The 17,695-nt window shown below is 65.4% G+C and carries 13 protein-coding genes; 5 read left to right on the top strand and 8 right to left on the bottom strand.

Translation table 11 applies throughout. From position 1 onward, the window contains the following. Nucleotides 1-84: 84 nt before the first annotated feature. On the top strand, nucleotides 85-1,023 hold the full coding sequence (locus IVB42_RS30195; RefSeq protein WP_026234005.1) for an aldo/keto reductase: 939 nt from the start codon (nucleotides 85-87) through the stop codon (nucleotides 1,021-1,023). 23 nt (nucleotides 1,024-1,046) lie between these two features. Here IVB42_RS30195 and IVB42_RS30190 read toward each other — a convergent pair whose 3' ends face one another. Then, on the bottom strand, nucleotides 1,047-3,887 hold the full coding sequence (locus IVB42_RS30190; protein ID WP_247295119.1) for a winged helix-turn-helix domain-containing protein: 2,841 nt from the start codon (nucleotides 3,885-3,887) through the stop codon (nucleotides 1,047-1,049). Between the two features lie 287 nt (nucleotides 3,888-4,174). Between IVB42_RS30190 and IVB42_RS30185 the strand changes: the two genes are divergently transcribed. After that, nucleotides 4,175-5,164, top strand: coding sequence for a tripartite tricarboxylate transporter substrate binding protein (locus IVB42_RS30185; protein WP_018460333.1), 990 nt, complete (start codon nucleotides 4,175-4,177; stop codon nucleotides 5,162-5,164). Nucleotides 5,165-5,170: 6 nt separating this feature from the next. On the opposite strand, the gene IVB42_RS30180 is transcribed toward IVB42_RS30185, so the two are convergent. The 7 genes from IVB42_RS30180 to IVB42_RS30150 all read right to left on the bottom strand — a co-directional run bounded on the left by IVB42_RS30180 (nucleotide 5,171) and on the right by IVB42_RS30150 (nucleotide 13,159). Then, nucleotides 5,171-6,310 carry an MFS transporter gene (locus IVB42_RS30180; protein ID WP_026234004.1) on the bottom strand — a complete coding sequence of 380 codons (1,140 nt, stop codon included), beginning with the start codon at nucleotides 6,308-6,310 and terminating at the stop codon, nucleotides 5,171-5,173. Between the two features lie 860 nt (nucleotides 6,311-7,170). Beyond that, nucleotides 7,171-8,403, bottom strand: a complete 1,233-nt coding sequence (locus IVB42_RS30175; RefSeq protein ID WP_018460331.1) for a Zn-dependent hydrolase — start codon at nucleotides 8,401-8,403, stop codon at nucleotides 7,171-7,173. Then, a complete protein-coding gene (locus tag IVB42_RS30170) occupies nucleotides 8,396-9,181 on the bottom strand; it encodes an ABC transporter ATP-binding protein (RefSeq protein WP_018460330.1) in 786 nt (261 codons plus the stop codon). The genes IVB42_RS30175 and IVB42_RS30170 overlap by 8 nt, the downstream gene beginning before the upstream one ends. Then, complete coding sequence (locus tag IVB42_RS30165) at nucleotides 9,178-9,951, bottom strand: ABC transporter permease (RefSeq protein ID WP_007601313.1); 774 nt, start codon at nucleotides 9,949-9,951, stop codon at nucleotides 9,178-9,180. The genes IVB42_RS30170 and IVB42_RS30165 overlap by 4 nt, the downstream gene beginning before the upstream one ends. Before the next feature lie 73 nt (nucleotides 9,952-10,024). Then, entirely contained in the window at nucleotides 10,025-10,969 is a 945-nt protein-coding gene (locus IVB42_RS30160; protein WP_026234003.1) for an ABC transporter substrate-binding protein, read from the bottom strand. Nucleotides 10,970-11,075: 106 nt separating this feature from the next. After that, nucleotides 11,076-11,804, bottom strand: coding sequence for a histidine utilization repressor (hutC, locus tag IVB42_RS30155; RefSeq protein ID WP_018460328.1), 729 nt, complete (start codon nucleotides 11,802-11,804; stop codon nucleotides 11,076-11,078). Next, nucleotides 11,801-13,159: a formimidoylglutamate deiminase gene (locus tag IVB42_RS30150; protein WP_018460327.1), complete on the bottom strand. Its 1,359-nt coding sequence runs from the start codon at nucleotides 13,157-13,159 to the stop codon at nucleotides 11,801-11,803. Before IVB42_RS30150 ends, hutC begins: the two co-directional genes overlap by 4 nt. Nucleotides 13,160-13,243: 84 nt before the next feature. Here IVB42_RS30150 and hutI point away from each other — a divergent pair, with 84 nt between their 5' ends. Genes hutI through hutU form a run of 3 tightly spaced genes read left to right on the top strand, consistent with a single transcriptional unit; the run spans nucleotide 13,244 to nucleotide 17,695 of the window. After that, on the top strand, nucleotides 13,244-14,458 hold the full coding sequence (gene hutI / locus IVB42_RS30145; RefSeq protein ID WP_018460326.1) for an imidazolonepropionase: 1,215 nt from the start codon (nucleotides 13,244-13,246) through the stop codon (nucleotides 14,456-14,458). After that, entirely contained in the window at nucleotides 14,458-16,014 is a 1,557-nt protein-coding gene (gene hutH, locus IVB42_RS30140) for a histidine ammonia-lyase (protein ID WP_018460325.1), read from the top strand. Before hutI ends, hutH begins: the two co-directional genes overlap by 1 nt. A 13-nt stretch (nucleotides 16,015-16,027) precedes the next feature. After that, nucleotides 16,028-17,695 carry a urocanate hydratase gene (gene hutU / locus IVB42_RS30135; RefSeq protein ID WP_026234001.1) on the top strand — a complete coding sequence of 556 codons (1,668 nt, stop codon included), beginning with the start codon at nucleotides 16,028-16,030 and terminating at the stop codon, nucleotides 17,693-17,695.

The following is a 17,695-nucleotide window of genomic DNA, read 5'->3' as shown; positions in this document are numbered from 1 at the left end:
TCGTGGAATGACATCGCATCGTCAATTTCGAATACCTCGTCCCTTACTTTTGAGGGAGCTGAGGGCAAACAAAGGAGCATCAGCATGACAACGTCGGATTCGCTTCGTTATACGAGAATTCTAACTCATCAATCCGGGACGATTCCCGCGGTGGGATTTGGCACGCTCATTCCGGATCCGCTCGTGACCAGGCGGGCCACCAAGGCTGCATTGGAGGCCGGATTTCGACATCTTGATTGCGCGGAGCGCTATCGCAACGAAGAGGCGGTCGGCGATGCGCTGCGGGAGGCATTCAAGGCGGGGACGCTTCAGCGCAAGGACCTGTTCGTTACGACGAAGCTATGGAACACCAATCATCGGCCGGAACGGGTCAGGCCTGCCTTCGACGGCAGTCGCCGGCGGCTGCAACTCGACGAGATCGATTGCTACATCATCCATACGCCCTTTGCCTTTCAACCCGGCGACGAGCAGGACCCGAGGGATGAGCACGGTCGGGTCATCTATGATTCAGGGGTTACGCTGGCGGAGACATGGGGGGCGCTGGAGCGCCTCGTCGACGAGGGGCACTGCAAGTCGATCGGTCTGTCGGACATCACCCTGGACAAGCTGCGCGAGATCGTTTCGATCGCGCGGATCAGGCCCGCCATGGTGCAAGTCGAATCGCATCCGTATCTTCCCGAATGGGACCTGCTCGACTTCTGTCGAGAGCACGGGATTGTCTTGCAGGCGTTTGCAGCGCTGGGACACGCCATGAAGCCGAACGTGCTAGCCGATCCGGTGATCACTGCCATCGCGGAGCGCTTGCACAGGACGCCGGCTCAAATTGCGCTGGCGTGGGCGGTCCAGCGCGGCACCGCTTTCCTGACGACTTCGACCAATTCCCGGCGCATCCAGGAAAACTTCGATATTTCGGCCTTGCCCGAAGACGCCATGCGAGAGATGAGGGACCAGATTACGACAAACATCAGGTTCAACACGGTCGTCGAGACCGGCGTGCCCGGATTCATTCCGCGGGCCGGATGAATCGGAGCCGGTCAGCCGACTCGTCAAGCCCGGAGCTGCTCGATCAGATCGTGGGCGCTGCGGATCTCGGCAATGCCGGCGCCCTCGGTGAACGGCCCGCATGCGCGTTGCAGAATTGCCAAGGCCTCCGCGCTCTGGCCGGCCCCGATCATGTACCGCGCCAGGCTGACCGCGCTTCGCAGCTCCCAGAAAAGCGCGCCTTGCTGGACGGCAATGTCCATGGCCTCGCGAAAGCGCGCCTCGGCATCCTCTGAATGCCGGGCGTTCCTGAGCATCAACTCTCCCTTGATGCGGATCAGCTCCGGCAGATACCAGAGCTCCTGCCGGTCGTTGCAGCGGGTCAGGACATCCTCGATCACGTCGAGCCCGCGATCGACCTGGTCGGCCTCTCCGGAACACGCGGCGAGCTCGCCGAGCAAGGGCAGAAAGCGCGGCAGGAAGCGCGCATCGCCGGCGCGATTGAGCTCCTCGCGCAGCAGCGGCAGGCCGGTCGTGACGTCGCCGCGCCTGACCATGACTGCGGCGTTGAAGGCCCGTGCCCACAGGCCCCACAGCCGGATGGCGTGGCGCTCGGTGTGTTCGAGCAGCTCGATGCCGTGACGCTCGGCGGCGTCGAAATCGCCGGACCAGAAGGCGATCGGGCAGGCGGCTTGTCCGAGCACGCTGCAGAATGTCAGCGCGTGGCCGTTGGCGCGGCCTTCCTCGATGTTTCTGGCGGTGAGGGCCTGAGCCTGATCGGCCAGACCCTGAAGCCACAGGATGCGAGCTCGAAAATATTGCGTCGATATTCTCAGATCGAGCGGGAAGATTTTCGGCTTCTCCGCCAACACATGCAACGATGCATTGACCCGGTCGATGCGCAGCCGAGCCTCGTTCTGATCCCCGAGATAATGCAGCGCGACGGCCATCAGCCGGTCGCCCAGCATGACATCGGTCCTGTCGGGCGAGTTCGCGGCTGCGTTCGCAAAGCGATCGGCGAGCGCACGGGCCTTGCCGAACTGTCCGTTATTGAACTGGTCGATGCACAAGCCCCAGAGCGCGCGCAGCCGGAAATCCTTGTCGTCGAGCCTGTCAGCCAGCTCGAGGGTCGTCTCGAGGATCGGCCGCGCCTCGCGCGCGCGGCCCTCGCCATACATCAGCGACCATCCGAGCGCCGACAGCAGCTGCATGCGGATGCGGTCGTCGTCGGCGGTGTCTCCGAGCGCCGCGAGCGCCGTTCTGCTGCGCTCACGGCATTCCGCGAACAGCGAAAGACGCACCCACAGCGTGACTGCGGCCGACGTCAGCGCGATCCCGAGTTTCGGCTCGCCGTCGGGCCCGAAGGCCCAGTCCAACGCCGCGCGCACATTGTCCAGCTCCGCGCCATACATGCTCAGCCATTCGGGCAGCGGCGTCGAAATATCGGCCTCCGCGCGCTGGAATAAATCGCGAAAATGCTCGGCATGACGCCGCGCGAACTGCCCGGCTTCGCCGAGCTCGTTGAGTTTTCCGTATGCATAGGTGCGCGTGGTGTCGAGCAGCCGATAGCGCAGCGTCCGCGAGCCGGACGGCGAAATCAGAGACTTGGTCACCAGGCTGTCGATTGCTTCGAGGGTCTCGGAGGCGTTGAGGCCGTCACCCGACGCGACCGCCGCAGCCGCCTCCGGCGCGAAAGGCCCGGCGAAGACCGACAGGCGTCGCAGCGTTGCGCTCTCCGCGGCAGGCAGAAGGTCGTAGCTCCAGTCGAGCGCCGCAGCGAGTGTCTGGTGCCGCGGCACGGCGGTGCGTCGGCCGCGCCATTGCAGCGAAAAGCGGCTGTCGAGCAGGGATGCCGTGCCGGCGATGCCGTAAGCATTGACGCGGCCCGCCGCGAGCTCGATTGCCAGCGCGATGCCGTCGAGGCGCCGGCAGATGCTCGCGACGAGGGGGGCCTCTTCCGCGCTGAGCTGGAACGGGCCCGAGCTCTGCGCAATGCGCTCCACAAAGAGCTGAGCCGCAGGGTAGGCAAGGACCTCGTCGACAGCAAGCCCTTCGCGCTCGGGCGGACAGTCCAGCGGGAACAGCCGGAAAATTCGCTCGCCTTCGCTCCGGAACGACTCGCGGCTGGTTGCGAGAACACGAAGCTGCGGTGCTTCGCGAACGATGCGCTCGACCAGCGGCGCCAAATGATCCAGCACATGTTCGCAACCGTCGAAGATCAGCAGGGCCGGGTCGGTCTTCAGAAACGTCAGCAGGGCCGGCGTCGGATCCTCCGCGCTGATGGTCAGTCCGAGCGCCGAAGCAATGGTGGTCGCGATGTGACTGGCATCCCTCAGCGGACCGAAATCGACAAAGAAGACTCGCCCGCCGAAATCCTGGGAGCGGCGATGCCCGACGGTGACGGCGACCGAGGTCTTGCCGATGCCGCCCGGGCCGACGACGGTCATGAAGCGATAGAGCGAAAGTCCGTTCGAGATCTTCTCGATGACACCTTCCCGGCCGACCATCCTGGTGAGCTGAGCGGGCAAGGAGCGGGGAGGGGCGCTTTCGGCCGGGAGCGGGGCGGCCGGAGGAGCTGCTTGAGCGAACGAGGCGACAAAGCAATAGCCGCGGCCGGGCACGTTGACGACGTAACGCGCCGACTTGCCGGTGTCGCCGAGCGCCTTGCGTAGCGCTGCGACATGGAAGCGCAGGCTACCCTCGTCGACATTGACGCCGGCCCAGATGCGCTTGACCAGCTCTCTCTTGTCGACCACTTCTCCGGGGCGTCCGGCAAGGAAGATGAGAATGTCGAGCGCGCGGCCGCCGACATGAAGCGGCGAGCCCTCCTTCTCCAGGAGCCGGGACTTCGGAAACAGTCGAAATGGCCCAAAGGAAATGGCCGAATCTTCGCTACGATCTGGCACGCGCCATCGCCCCCTCGAAGGGAGTCAAAAGGTATTACTTTCTGATCTAACAGAACGAGGCGTACAGTAAACCGGTCGAAAGCAGTGGGCAGGGCTGACAGCCCTGCGCGGACGGATGGCTCGCCGAAATAATGCTTGTGAAATAAAGAGTTAGGCCGACATGACAATGCGATGACGCCGGGGCACGGCCGGATGGAGCATTGACTGTGATGCCGGATTGCTGCGATGGCATGGTCCGGGAGCCGGTCCCGCCACCACATTGACTGCCGACTTCCGGAATTTCCAGCATGGCCTCTTTCACGCGGCGACAATTGGTGCACGCGTTGTCGGGCGCAGCGGCGCTCGCCGCGCTTCCCCGCAGCGGACAAGCCGCCGACTATCCGTCTCGTCCCATTCGCCTGGTGATTCCCTACGGAGCCGGCGGATCGGGTGACCAGATCGCGCGCCCCTGGGTGGACAGGATGCCGTCGCTGCTCGGGCCGACCTTCGTCGAATATATCGGCGGCGCGGGCGGCGCCATCGGGACCGCGGCGGTCGCGCGCGAGGAGCCCGACGGCTATTCGCTGCTGCTCGGCAACGGCAGCACGCAGGTCATCATTCCCATGACGGCGGCAAATCCCGGATATTCCGTTGGCGATTTCCGCGCCATCTACCGGCTGATCAACAGCGCGCTGGTTTTCGCCGTCAATCCTTCGGTGCCTGCCGCAAACCTGCGCGAGTTGATCACCTATGCGAAAGCCAATCCAGGAAAGCTGTCCTATGGCACGCCGGGGATCGCCACCGGAAACCATCTGGTCGGCGAATCCTTCAAGCAGCAGGCCGGCGCGCTGGACATCGTCCACGTGCCCTATCGCGGCATCGCGCAGGCGACCAACGACCTCGTCAGCGGCCAGATATCGCTCGTCATTGCCGTCATGTCCGTTCAATTGCAGCAGCTGGCCCAAGCGGGAAGAGTCAGGCTGCTTGCGGTCACCACCGAAACGCGGCTGAGCGGCGCGCCGGAGATCCCGACCGCCGTCGAATCCGGCATGCCCGGCATCCGGTATGAGGGATGGTTCGGTCTGTTCGCACCCAAGGACACCGACGATGCGATCATCGACCGGATCGCGCAGGCGACGCGGCTCGCCATGGCCGATAGGGCGCTTCTGGCGAGCTATCGCGCCCAGGGCATGGAGCCGGACAACGATTCAAGCCCGGACAAATTCCAGCGCATCGTCGAGGCCACATCCGCAAGCCTCGCGCCCCTGATCAAATCGATCGGGCTGATCAATTTGTGAAGCCGCTCAGGCATCGGCGCGCGTGACAATGCGCGCCGTCAGCGTGACGAGGCCCATCAGCGCGGTCAGGAGCCAGAACGCCACCGGCAATCCGCCAAGACGTGCGATGAAGCCGACACCGGCGGGGCCCACGAGAACGCCGGCGTAGCCGGCGGTCGTGATCGCCGCGACGGCGAGGCCCGTTGGCATCACCTTCTGCCTCGCCGCTCGGCGGAACAGCACCGGCACGAGGTTGGATGCGCCGAGGCCGATGAGTAGGAAGCCGCCTATGGCGACCGCCACGACGGGAGCGGTGAGCAGGACCACGAAACCCGCGATCGCAATCAGGCTGCCCCAGAACAATGTCGTGCGGTCTCCGATGCGCGCGACGACGGCGTCGCCGCCGAGCCGCCCAATCGTCATCGCGACCGAGAACACGATGTAGCCGATCCCGCCTTGCGCTTCGGAAACGAGACCCGCGCCGATGACGAGCAACGCGCCCCAATCGAGCATCGCGCCTTCGACGAGGAAGGTGATGGCGCAAAGCAGCGCGAGCAGGAGCACGGCGCCATGCGGCAGCACGAACAGCGGTCCTTCCTGCACCTGCACGGAGCGAAGCAGCCGCGGCCAGGCCCCAAGCATCGCGATCAGCATCAGGACGGAGCAGATCAGCGTGCAAGCGAGCGCGCCGAGTTGCAGCGAGAGCAGTGCGGTCATGAGCGCGGCCCCGGCGAAGCCGCCGATACTGAACAGCGCGTGGAAGCCGGACATCAGCGGACGTCCCGCGGCGCGCTCCACCTCAACCGCGTGGATGTTCATGGCGACATCGATGGAGCCGAGCGCGGCGCCGAATGCGAGGAGTGCCAGCGCCAGCATCGCGGGCGAGTTCGCGATTGTCAGCAGAGGCAGGACCAGGGCAAGACCGATCCCGCCCGCCATGATGATCGGCTTGCTGCCATAGCGCGCACTCAGCACGCCGGTCAGAAGCATCGCGACGACCGAGCCGATGCCGAGGCTGAGCAGGAGCAGTCCGAGGATGCCGTCGTCGACGGCGAGCCGCGCCTTCGCGAACGGCACCAGTGGTGCCCAACACGCCATGCCGAAACCCGCGACGAGGAAGGCAAGTCTGGTCGCAAGGCGTGTCGCTGGCCTGTCGGCAGAAGACATGGGAACTCCGGGAAGGGGGAATCAGGGCAGGGGCAATCGACAAGCCCCGCAATTGTCGCGTCTTTATGTCCGCGGCGGACTCGGATTGTCGCAGGCGGCCCCCGGGCGGCCGCAAGCGGACACCAGGCCTTTTGGCTCGTCACCGGCATCTCGGCGCGCCGGTGGGCTGCGCCGTCGGGCGAAACACCTTGACAGCCCGACCCGCACCGGTGTCAAGCCGCACTGATGAAAATATTCCGCTTTACCGAAATTCGGAAACGGCGTATGTGTTGGCCATCCCGGCTCATCCTTGAGGGGCGATCTTGTGGTCGTCATGTTCGCGAGCCGGGCTTGCGGTGGACGCGGCAGCGTTCGGGTGCGAGAGGTGTGGGCAGGGCGGATTGCTCTCCGTGAGCCCAAGGCTTCGTTCCGACGAGCGGCGCTGCTAGGCTTCGTCTCGTCTGTAAGTTTCCGGCTCGGTCGACAGGGCTGGGAATACTGCGGCGAAATGGCGGGCCGTGCGTACGGCAAAACCGTGTGGTCCTGGCCGTCGTTGCTACGGTCAAGCTCTGGCGAATGCGGCATCTGCGTCAACCGGCGCGGTGCCGGTGACTTTCGTTGGGGCGAGGGAGGCCAAAGAGAACTCGGCTCCCGGGAGAGCACGGCATAAGCCGTCCAACCATCGCGCAGGGAAGGCCGAGTGATTGGCTACACCTGTATGCTGCTGTGCGGTTTTTCTGCGTGTGCTTTTCGCGCAGCGGACCGCGGGTGCCAGCCGGCACCCGGCCTTCCCTGCGCCCTCTTGGACAAGAGGGTGAAGCGACGAAGCAAAGCTCGGGCGAAACACGCCGCGAGGATGCGAAGCTGTGTCTGTAATCGTTCTAGCCGCCGAGTATCCGCTGGCAAGCGTCGACAAACACCTGGGCGCCGGTGACGATGTCGACGTCGGCGGTGTTCTCGGTCCAGTGATGACTGATGCCGCCGATCGACGGTACGAACAGCATGCCCGCGGGCATGATTGTCGCCAGCATCTGCGCGTCGTGGCCGGCGCCGCTGGGCATGCGGATGGACCGTCCGCCGGCCAGGGCCTTGCTCGCGGCTTCGATCGCGTCCTGGATGCCCGCGTTCATCATGGCCGGCGCACCGGTGCGCAGTTTGTCCACGGTGACGGTGCAGGGGCCGTTCGCGCTGACCTCGTCCGCCATGCTCCGCAGCAGTTCTTCCAGCCGTGCGACGACGGAAGGATCGTCGTCGCGGATCTGGAACAGCATTTCGGCCGCACCCGGAATGATGCTCGGTGCGCCCGGATCGAGCGTGATGCGGCCGGTGGTCCAGACCGTGCGCAGGCCGCAGCTCTCGGGGAAACGCTTGTCGATCGCGACGCAGAACTTTGCCAGCGCCAGCCCGGCATCCTTCCGTGCAGCCATGCGGGTCGTGCCGGCGTGATTCTGTTCACCGACGAAATTGATCTGGTATTGCCAGATGCCGACGATGGAGGTGACGACGCCGATCGCAAGGCGACCGCTTTCGAGCGTGTCGCCCTGCTCGATATGGGCTTCCAGATATCCGACGTGCCGGCCCGGCTCGGCGGCGATGCGTGGTCGTCCTGCGAGCCCCATGTCGGCAAGTGCGGCCCGCATGGTGCGGCCGCTGGTGCGGTCGCGTGCGGCATCGATGTCGGTCTCGGTCAATTGGCCGACATAGGAGCGCGAACCGAGAAAGTGTCCAAAGTGTCCTTCCTCGTCGCACCAGGCGGCAACCTCGACCGCGCCTTCGAGCGAGGGATCGGCATTGAGCACGCGGGCCGCTTCGAGCGCGTAGACGACCCCGAGCGGGCCGTCGAGCCAGCCGGCGTAGTTCTGGCTTTCGAGGTGCGATCCCGCGAGCAGCTTGGGTCCCGACTTTGCGCTGGTGCCAAAGACATTGCCGATGCCGTCGATCGCGGCGGAGAGGCCTGCGTCGGGCAGCTTCTGCACCAGCCAATCCAGCGAAAGCTTGTGCGGCTCGGAGAAGGTCGGCTTGTGCACGCCGGTCTTGTACGCGCCAATGGCACGGAGCGCATTGAGATCGGCGAGAACGCGCTCGCCGTTTGCGCGTGAAAAGGTGTTAGGCATGCTCGGCAACCTTCAACGCCTCGGTGCGGATCTCCTCGACCAGCCGTTCCTTCAACTGCACAAATTCGGGCGTGGTCTTGATCTTGTAGGAGCGCGGATGCGGCAGGTCCACATTGATCTCGGCCTTGATGCGGCCGGGACGCGCGCTCATGACGATGACGCGGCTGCCGAGGAAGATCGCTTCCTCGATGTCGTGGGTCACGAACAGCACGGTCTTCTGGTCGCGCTCCCAGATCCCGAGCAGCATTTCCTGCATCAGGGCTCTCGTCTGGTTGTCGAGCGCGCCGAAGGGCTCGTCGAGCAGCAGGATCTTGGGATCATTGGCGAGCGCGCGCGCGATCGCGGTGCGCTGCTGCATGCCGCCGGAGAGCTGCTTTGGCCAATGGTTCTCAAAGCCGGACAAACCGACCTGGCGGATGAAGGCATCGGCGACCTTGTTTCGCTCCACCTCGGGCACGCCGCGCTCGCGAAGGCCGAAGGCGATGTTCTCGCGCACCGTCAGCCAGGGAAACAGCGTGTAGGACTGGAACACCATGCCGCGGTCGGCGCCCGGGCCAGTCACCTCGCGTCCGTCGAGCACCACACGTCCGCCGGTCGGGCGATCGAGGCCGGCGACGATGCGAAGCAGCGTGGACTTGCCGCAGCCGGAAGGGCCGAGGATGGTGACGAAGTCGTTGTTGCCGATCACAAGGTCGGTCGGCTCCAGCGCCCTCGTTGGCGCGTTGCCGTGGCGCGCGGGAAAAGTTCGCGAGACCTGTTCGATCTTGAGGATCGTCATGCGAGCCTCCAGGGAAACAGCCACGCGTTGAACGCCTTGAACAGGAAGTCCGAGACGAGGCCGATCAGCCCGATCACGATGATGCCGAAGATGATCTGGCCGGTGTTGAGCAGCGCCTGGCTGTCGGTGATCATGTGGCCGATGCCGGAGGAGGAGCCGATCAGTTCGGCGACGATGACATAGGTCCAGGCCCAGCCCAGCACCAGCCGCAGGATCTCGGCGATCTCCGGCGCGGAAGAGGGCAACAGCACGCGGCGGATGATGCCGCGGTCGCTGGCTCCCAGCGTATAGGCCGCCTCGACCAGGTCGCGCCGCGTGGTGCCGACGGTCACCGCGATCATCAGGATGATCTGGAACACCGAGCCGATGAAGATGACGAGCAGCTTCTGCAGCTCGCCGATGCCTGCCCACAGGATCAGGAGGGGAATGAAGGCGGAGGCCGGCAAATAGCGCGCAAAGGAAACGAACGGTTCGAGGAAGGCCTCGACCGGCTTGTACGCGCCCATCAGCACGCCGAACGGCACCGCGATGATTGCGGCCAGCACGAAGCCGCCGACGACGCGCCAGATCGTCATGCCGATGTCGAACAGGAAGCCCTGTTTGATGATCAGATCGACGCCTTCCTGCACCATGGTCAGCGGGTTGGCGAGGAACACCTTCGACACATGGCCGCCGAAGGTCGCCCAGGACCAGAGGGCTACGAACACCACGAAGAACGCAAGGCCGTAAGCCACGCGCTGCCTTGACGTCACGGGATCGAGGGGACGCATCAAACTGTCTATCCGGGCGGTGAACAAGTTTGCCGGCCCCGCGGCGAGACGGGGCCGGCGGCTCCTGGGAGATTTACTTGATATAGCTGGCGTCGAAGAGATCCTCGACCTTCGGCGCGGCCTTGATGATCCCGATCTCGAGCAGGAGGTCGGCGGCCTCCTTGTTGAAGGTCAGGAAATCGCCGGCGAAGAATTTCTGGTTCGCGGCCTTGTCCTGCCAGCGCAGATATTTTGCCGAGTTGCCGAACGCCTCGCCGCTCTGCTTCACGTCGGCACCCATGATCTCGTAGGCCTTGGCCTGGTCCTTGGCGATCATGTCGAGGGCCTCGAAATAGCTGTCGGCGAGCGCCTTGGCGGCCTTCGGGTTCTCGGTGAGGAATTTCGGCGTGCAGCCGAACGTGTCCATGACCATCGGATAGTCGAGCGTGGTCGCGATGATCTTGCCCTTGTCGGGGGCGGCACGAACCGTCGACAGATACGGCTCATAGGTCATCGCGGCATCGTTCTGGCCGGAGACAAAGGCCTGTGCCGCCGCCGCCGGCTCGAGGTTCACGACAGTGACGTCCTTCACCGACAAGCCGTTCTTCTTGAGCATCCAGGCCAGCGCGAAATAGGGCGAGGTACCGGGCGCGGAAGCAGCAACCGTCTTGCCCTTCAGATCCTTGATCGCGGCAAGCTCGTTGCGCACGGCCATGCCGTCGGCGCCGTAGCTCTTGTCGAGCTGGAAGATCTGCTTGGTCGCGACGCCGTTGGCGTTCCAGGAGATCCAGGTCTCCACGGTGGTCGCCGCGCACTGGACGTCGCCGGACGCGATCGCGAGATGGCGATCCTTCTGCGGAATCTTCTTGATGGTGACGTCGAGGCCGTTCTTCTTGAAAATGCCGGCTTCCTTCGCCAGCGTCAGCGGCGCGAACCCGGTCCATCCGGAAATGCCGACGCCGACCTTGACGTCGTCGGCGAGCACGGGGGTGGAGACCGCAAGTGCAATGACTGCCGCAAATACTTTCGAACTACGCATGATTGTCGTCCTCTTGCCGATCGATGGATTGACGTCCTGTTGATCTTGGTCGGTCCTCGCGGACCGTTGCCCGAAGCTTTGCACGATTTGTGCCGACATCGTCCTCTCAGCCTCCCTTGAATCGGGCGACAAGGCGGTGAGAGTCACCGGGATAGAGCAGCCGCACGGCGGTGATCGTGCGCGCGCTGCGCCAGGTATAGCGGTCGATCACGAGGCAGGGCGCGCCGACCGCGATGTCGAGCGCTTCGGCCGTGCGATCGTCCGCAACGATAGCGCTGATCGTATGCTCGGCCTCTGTCCATGGCACATGGTGAAGCAGCCACGAGCCGGGCGGCTCACGCGAAAAATCCGCGGCCGCCGCATCCGGCACCGACGCGAGATCGATCAGCCGGTCCTCGACGGCGAACGGCACGTTGTCGGCGCTGTGGCGGCAGGTGATCGCGACGACCTTGCCGGCCTTCTTGACGCCGAGGCGGTCGCGGTCGGCAGCCGTTGCGGCGCGGAGCTTGCGGCCGATCAGCTCGTAGCCGTAAGCGCGCCCGAGCGCGGTGATCTCGGCGCGCATGTCGGCGATCTTGAGCACGGCGGATTGATGTTGCGGGCGTCGCACGAAGGAGCCGGCACGTCGCCGCCGCTCGATCAGGTCGGCTTGCGCGAGCTCCGACAGCGCCTTGTTCACGGTCATGCGCGAGCAGCCGTAACGCGCCACCAGTTCGTGCTCGAACGGGATGCGATGCCCGGGCGGCCACTCGCCGGTCAGAATGCGCTTCTCGATATCGGCGCGGATCCGCTTGTAGAGCGTCGGCTTGTCGCCGGCATCTGTGGCGAGGCTCATGCGACGAGCCTCCGCACCGATGCGTTGAAGTGTTCGCGCGCGGCCTGGCGCAGTCTGTGCCGCCCGCCTTCGACGACCTTGTCGCCGCCGGCCCAGACGCAATCGATCGCGCCGTTGCCCCCAGCGAAGATCCAGCCGTCGATGGCGGCATCGCGCGCGCGCCCCGCCAGCGAGGGATGCGTGATGTCGAGCGTGACGATGTCGGCGCGTGCACCTGGCGTCAGACCGACTGACATCTGGGCTAGTGCCCGCGCACCGCCTGCAAGCGCATGATCGAACAGGGCGCGTCCCGTCGAGCGGCCTGCGCCGGCAGAGAGCACGTTGCGTTCACGGTGCTTGAGCCGTTGGCCATATTCGAGCTGACGCAGCTCGTCGGCGACGCCGACCAGCACATTGGAATCCGTGCCGACGCCAAAGGCACCGCCGGCACCGACGAATTCGCGCGCCGGGAAAATGCCATCACCAAGGCTTGCCTCGGTGATGGGGCAGAGGCCGGCGACCGCACCGGTCCTAGCGAAGGCGCGGACTTCCTCGTCCGTGGTGTGGGTGGCGTGAATGAGGCACCAGCGTTGATCGACGGGTGCGTGCTCCAGCAACCATTGCACCGGACGTCGTCCGGACCACGCCAGGCAATCCTCGACTTCCTTCACCTGCTCGGCGGCATGAATGTGCACCGGGCCGCCCTCCGCGAGTGGAATGATCGGTGCAAGCTCGGCCGGCGTCACCGCGCGCAAACTGTGCGGCGCGATGCCGATATTCGCGCCCGGCAGTCGTTCAATCGCCTTGCGCGAGGCAGCCATCAGTGCGGAAAATTGATCAACCGTACAGATGAAGCGGCGCTGGCCGGCATGCGGTGCTGCGCCCCCAAATGAGCCATGCGCATAAAAACTCGGCAGCAGCGTCAGCGCAATACCCGAAGCTTCGGCGGCCTGCGCGATGCGTGCGGCCATTTCGCCGATGTCGGCGTAGGGCGAGCCGTCGCGATCATGATGCAGATAATGGAATTCGCCGACGCGGGTAAAACCCTGCTCCAACATCTCGACATAAAGCAGTGTCGCGACCGCTGCGACGTCGTCAGGCGTCATCGCCAGCGCGAAGCGGTACATCGTCTCGCGCCAGGTCCAGAAGGTGTCGGTGCTATCGCCGCGCAGTTCCGCGAGACCCGCCATGCCGCGCTGGAAAGCGTGGCTGTGCAGGCTCGCAAGTCCCGGAAACGCGATGTCGTGGCGTTCATCGCCGGAGACCGGCGCCATGCCCGGCGTCACCTCGGCGATCGCCCCGGCGGTGATCACCACCTGCACGTCATTGGCCCAGCCCGAGGGCAGGAGCGCGGAGGCGAAATGCAGTCGTGTCATGTTTCCATGCCGGCTGGACAGAACCGCGACACGATTATATGTCTAGACATATAAGTCAAGCATCCCACGCGAAGGGACAGTTGCATGGCAGAACGCTTCGACCGGATCTGGCATAACGCCCGGCTCGCCACGATGCGGGCCGATGGTCCCGATCTCGGTGAGATCGAGCACGGCGTGATCGCCGCGCGCGGCGGCCGTATCGCTTATGCGGGTTCGCAGACCGATTTTCCGGCGAGCGCCGATGCAGCCGACCGGATCGATTGCGGAGGGCGCTGGATCACGCCCGGTCTCGTCGACTGTCACACCCATCTGGTCTATGGCGGTAACCGCGCCCATGAGTTCGAGCTGCGCCTGAAGGGCGCGAGCTACGAAGAGATCGCGCGCGCCGGCGGCGGTATCGTCTCGACAGTGGCCGCGACGCGCAAGGCAAGCGAGGCCGAGCTCGTAGCACACGCGCTGCCGCGGCTCGATGCGCTGATTGCCGAGGGTGCCACCACGGTCGAGATCAAGTCCGGCTACGGCTTGGACACCGAGACCGAGATGCGGCAGCTGGCCGCCGCGCGAAGCCTGGGCCGTCAGCGGCCGGTCGCGATCCGCACGTCGTTTCTCGGCGCGCATGCGCTGCCGCCAGAGGCCGATGGCGACAAGGATCGCTACATCGATCTCGTCTGCAGGGAGATGTTGCCGGCGGTCGCGAAGGCGGGCCTCGCCGATGCCGTCGATGCCTTCATGGAGGGGATCGCATTTTCCGGCGAGCAGACGGGGCGGGTGTTCGAGACGGCGAGGCGGCTCGGACTTCCGGTTAAGCTGCATGCTGACCAGCTCTCGAACCTCGGCGGGGCTGCGCTCGCCGCAAAATTCTCGGCGCTCTCGGCCGATCACCTCGAGCACACCGACGAAGCCGGTGCAGCGGCGATAGCGAAGGCCGGAACGGTGGCCGTGCTTCTGCCCGGCGCCTTCTACTTCATCCGCGAGACGCAAAAACCGCCGGTCGAGGCGTTCCGCAAGCACGGCGTTGCCATGGCGCTCGCGACCGACTGCAATCCGGGCAGCTCGCCGCTGACCTCGCTGCTGCTCGCCATGAACATGGGCGCGACGCTGTTCCGGATGAATGTGGCCGAGTGCCTTGTGGGTGTCACCCGCGAAGGCGCGCGAGCGCTCGGCGTGCTCAATGATACCGGCACGTTAGAGGCCGGCAAATGGTGCGACCTTGCGATCTGGGACATCGATCGCCCCGCCGAGCTGGTGTACCGTATCGGCTTCAATCCGCTTCACCGCCGGGTGTGGAGGGGACAGTGATGGAGGAGAGCACAGCGATCGTCGTCAAGCCGGGAACGGTTAGCCTCGACGATCTCGCGCGCGTGCTCGAAGGCGCATCTGTCGTTCTCGATCCCTCGTTCTGGCCGCGCGTCGACGCGGCCGCGGGGATCGTTGCAAGGGCTGCGCGAGCCGACGTCCCCGTGTACGGGATCAACACCGGCTTCGGGAAGCTGGCGTCGAAGCGGATTCCACCTGACCAGACCGCGCTGCTCCAGCGCAATCTCATCGTCTCGCATTGCTGCGGCGTCGGTGCGGCGACGCCCGAGCCGATTGTCCGGCTGATGATGGCGCTGAAGATCATCTCGCTCGGGCGCGGTGCTTCCGGCGTGCGCCGCGAGGTGATCGAGCAGCTGCAGGCCATGCTGGCGCGGCGCGTCTCACCGCTGGTGCCGCAGCAGGGTTCGGTCGGTGCTTCTGGCGATCTCGCGCCGCTCGCGCATATGACCGCTGTGATGATCGGCGAAGGACAGGCGTTCGTCGACGGCAAGAGCGTATCAGGCAGCGACGCGCTCGCCGCAGCCGGCCTACCGCCACTGACGCTCAGTCCCAAGGAAGGGCTCGCGCTGATCAACGGCACGCAATTCTCCACTGCCTACGCCGTCTCCGGCGTGCTGCGCGCATTTCGCCTGGCCCGCGCCGCGCTCGTCACCGGCGCGCTGTCGGTCGATGCCGCGATGGCTTCGACGGCGCCGTTCCGCCCCGAAATCCAGGCGCTGCGCGGCCATTCGGGACAGATCGCGGCCGCGGCAACCTTGATGGCGCTGCTCGACGGCAGCGACATCCGCCTGTCGCATCTCGAAGGCGACGAGCGCGTGCAGGACCCCTATTGCCTGCGCTGCCAGCCGCAGGTCGCAGGCGCGGCGCTCGACCTGATCCTGCAGGCGGCGCGGACGCTGATTATCGAGGCCAATGCCGTCACCGATAATCCGCTTGTCCTGGTCGAGACCGGCGAGATCGTCTCCGGCGGCAACTTCCATGCCGAACCGGTGGCTTTTGCCGCGGATACCATCGCGCTGGCGCTGTCGGAAATCGGTGCGATCAGCGAGCGGCGCATCGCGACGCTGGTCGATCCCGCGCTCAATTTCGGCCTGCCGCCGTTCCTCACTCCCGATCCCGGTATCAATTCCGGCTTCATGATCGCCGAGGTGACGGCGGCCGCACTCTATGCCGAGAACAAGCAGCGCGCGGCCGTGTGCTCGATCGATTCGACGCCGACCAGCGCCAACCAGGAAGACCATGTCTCGATGGCCGCGCATGCTGCACGGCGCCTGTCTGACATGGCGGACAATCTCGCCACCATCCTGGGCATTGAGCTGCTGGTCGCCGCCCAAGGCATCACGCTGCGCGCGCCGCATGCGACCAGCGCGCCGCTCGCCGCCGTCATCGCCGCACTGCGCGAGCAGGTGCCGCAGCTCGGCGCCGACCGCTACATGGCCGGCGATCTCGCCAGGGCTGCAGCGCTGGTCGAAGCCGACGCGCTGCCGGCTGCGGCGCTCGCCGTACTGTCAACTGACCCGTTTCCGACACTTGCCTGACGAGGTGTTCCGCATGAACCGCCGACTGGACAACGACCGCACCATCCGCGCGCCCCGCGGCAGCGAAATCAGCGCCAAGAGCTGGTTGACCGAAGCTCCCTTGCGCATGCTCATGAACAATCTCGATCCCGACGTTGCAGAACGTCCGAGCGAGCTCGTCGTCTATGGCGGCATCGGCCGCGCCGCGCGCGACTGGGAGAGCTTTGACCGGATCGTTGCTTCGCTGCGCGAGCTCGAGGACGACCAGACGCTGCTGGTCCAGTCCGGCAAGCCGGTTGGCGTGTTCCGCACTCATGCCGACGCGCCGCGCGTCCTGATCGCGAATTCCAACATCGTGCCGCACTGGGCGACGCTCGATCATTTCAACGAGCTCGATCGCAAGGGCCTGATGATGTACGGCCAGATGACGGCGGGTTCCTGGATCTATATCGGCAGCCAGGGCATCGTGCAGGGCACCTACGAAACCTTCGTTGAAGTTGGCCGCCGCCACTATGGCGGCAGCCTCGCCGGCAAATGGATTCTGACGGCCGGTCTCGGCGGCATGGGCGGCGCGCAGCCGCTGGCTGCGACCATGGCCGGGGCCTCGATGCTGGCGGTCGAATGCCAGCCGAGCCGCATCGAGATGCGTCTGCGCACCGGGTATCTCGATCGCCAGGCCGCAACGCTGGACGAGGCGCTTGCGATCATGGCCGACGCAGCGAAGACGAAGAAGGCGGTCTCGGTCGGCCTGCTCGGCAATGCCGCGGAGATTTTTCCCGAGCTGGTCCGCCGTGGCGTCAGGCCCGACATCGTCACCGATCAGACCAGCGCGCACGATCCGATCAACGGCTATTTGCCGAAGGGCTGGACGCTCGCCGAGTGGGAAGCCAAGCGCGCTGCCGACCCCAAGGCCGTGGAGCGCGCCTCGAAGACCTCGATGGTTGAGCACGTCCAGGCCATGCTGGATTTCCATGCACTGGGCATTCCGACCCTCGACTATGGCAACAATATTCGCCAGATGGCGCAGGACATGGGCCTGAAGAATGCCTTCGATTTTCCCGGCTTCGTTCCCGCCTATATCCGTCCCTTGTTCTGCCGCGGCGTCGGGCCGTTCCGCTGGGCCGCGCTGTCGGGCGATCCCGAGGACATCTTCAAGACCGACGCCAAGGTCAAGGAGCTGATGCCTGACGACAAGCATCTGCACAATTGGCTCGACATGGCCAGGGAGCGCATCAAGTTCCAGGGCCTGCCGGCGCGGATCTGCTGGGTCGGGCTCGGCGATCGCGATCGCCTGGGCCTTGCCTTCAATGAGATGGTGGCGCGCGGCGAATTGAAGGCACCCATCGTGATTGGCCGCGATCATCTCGACAGCGGTTCAGTGGCGAGCCCCAACCGCGAAACCGAAGCGATGAAGGACGGGTCGGACGCTGTGTCCGACTGGCCCTTGCTCAACGCCCTGCTCAATTGCGCCAGCGGCGCGACCTGGGTGTCGCTGCATCACGGTGGCGGCGTCGGCATCGGCTATTCCCAGCATGCCGGCATGGTGATCGTCGCCGACGGTACGCCGGAAGCGGCGAAGCGGATCGCGCGCGTGCTCTGGAACGACCCTGCCAGCGGCGTCATGCGCCACGCCGACGCGGGCTACGACACCGCGATCGACTGCGCCCGCGACAAAGGGCTCGACCTGCCGAGCCTGCGCTAG

Source organism: Bradyrhizobium sp. 45 (assembly GCF_023073155.1).
Classification (GTDB): Bacteria; Pseudomonadota; Alphaproteobacteria; order Rhizobiales; family Xanthobacteraceae; genus Bradyrhizobium; species Bradyrhizobium canariense_D.
The sequence above is the reverse complement of the archived record's forward strand: the minus strand, read 5'-3'. Positions and strand labels throughout refer to the sequence as shown.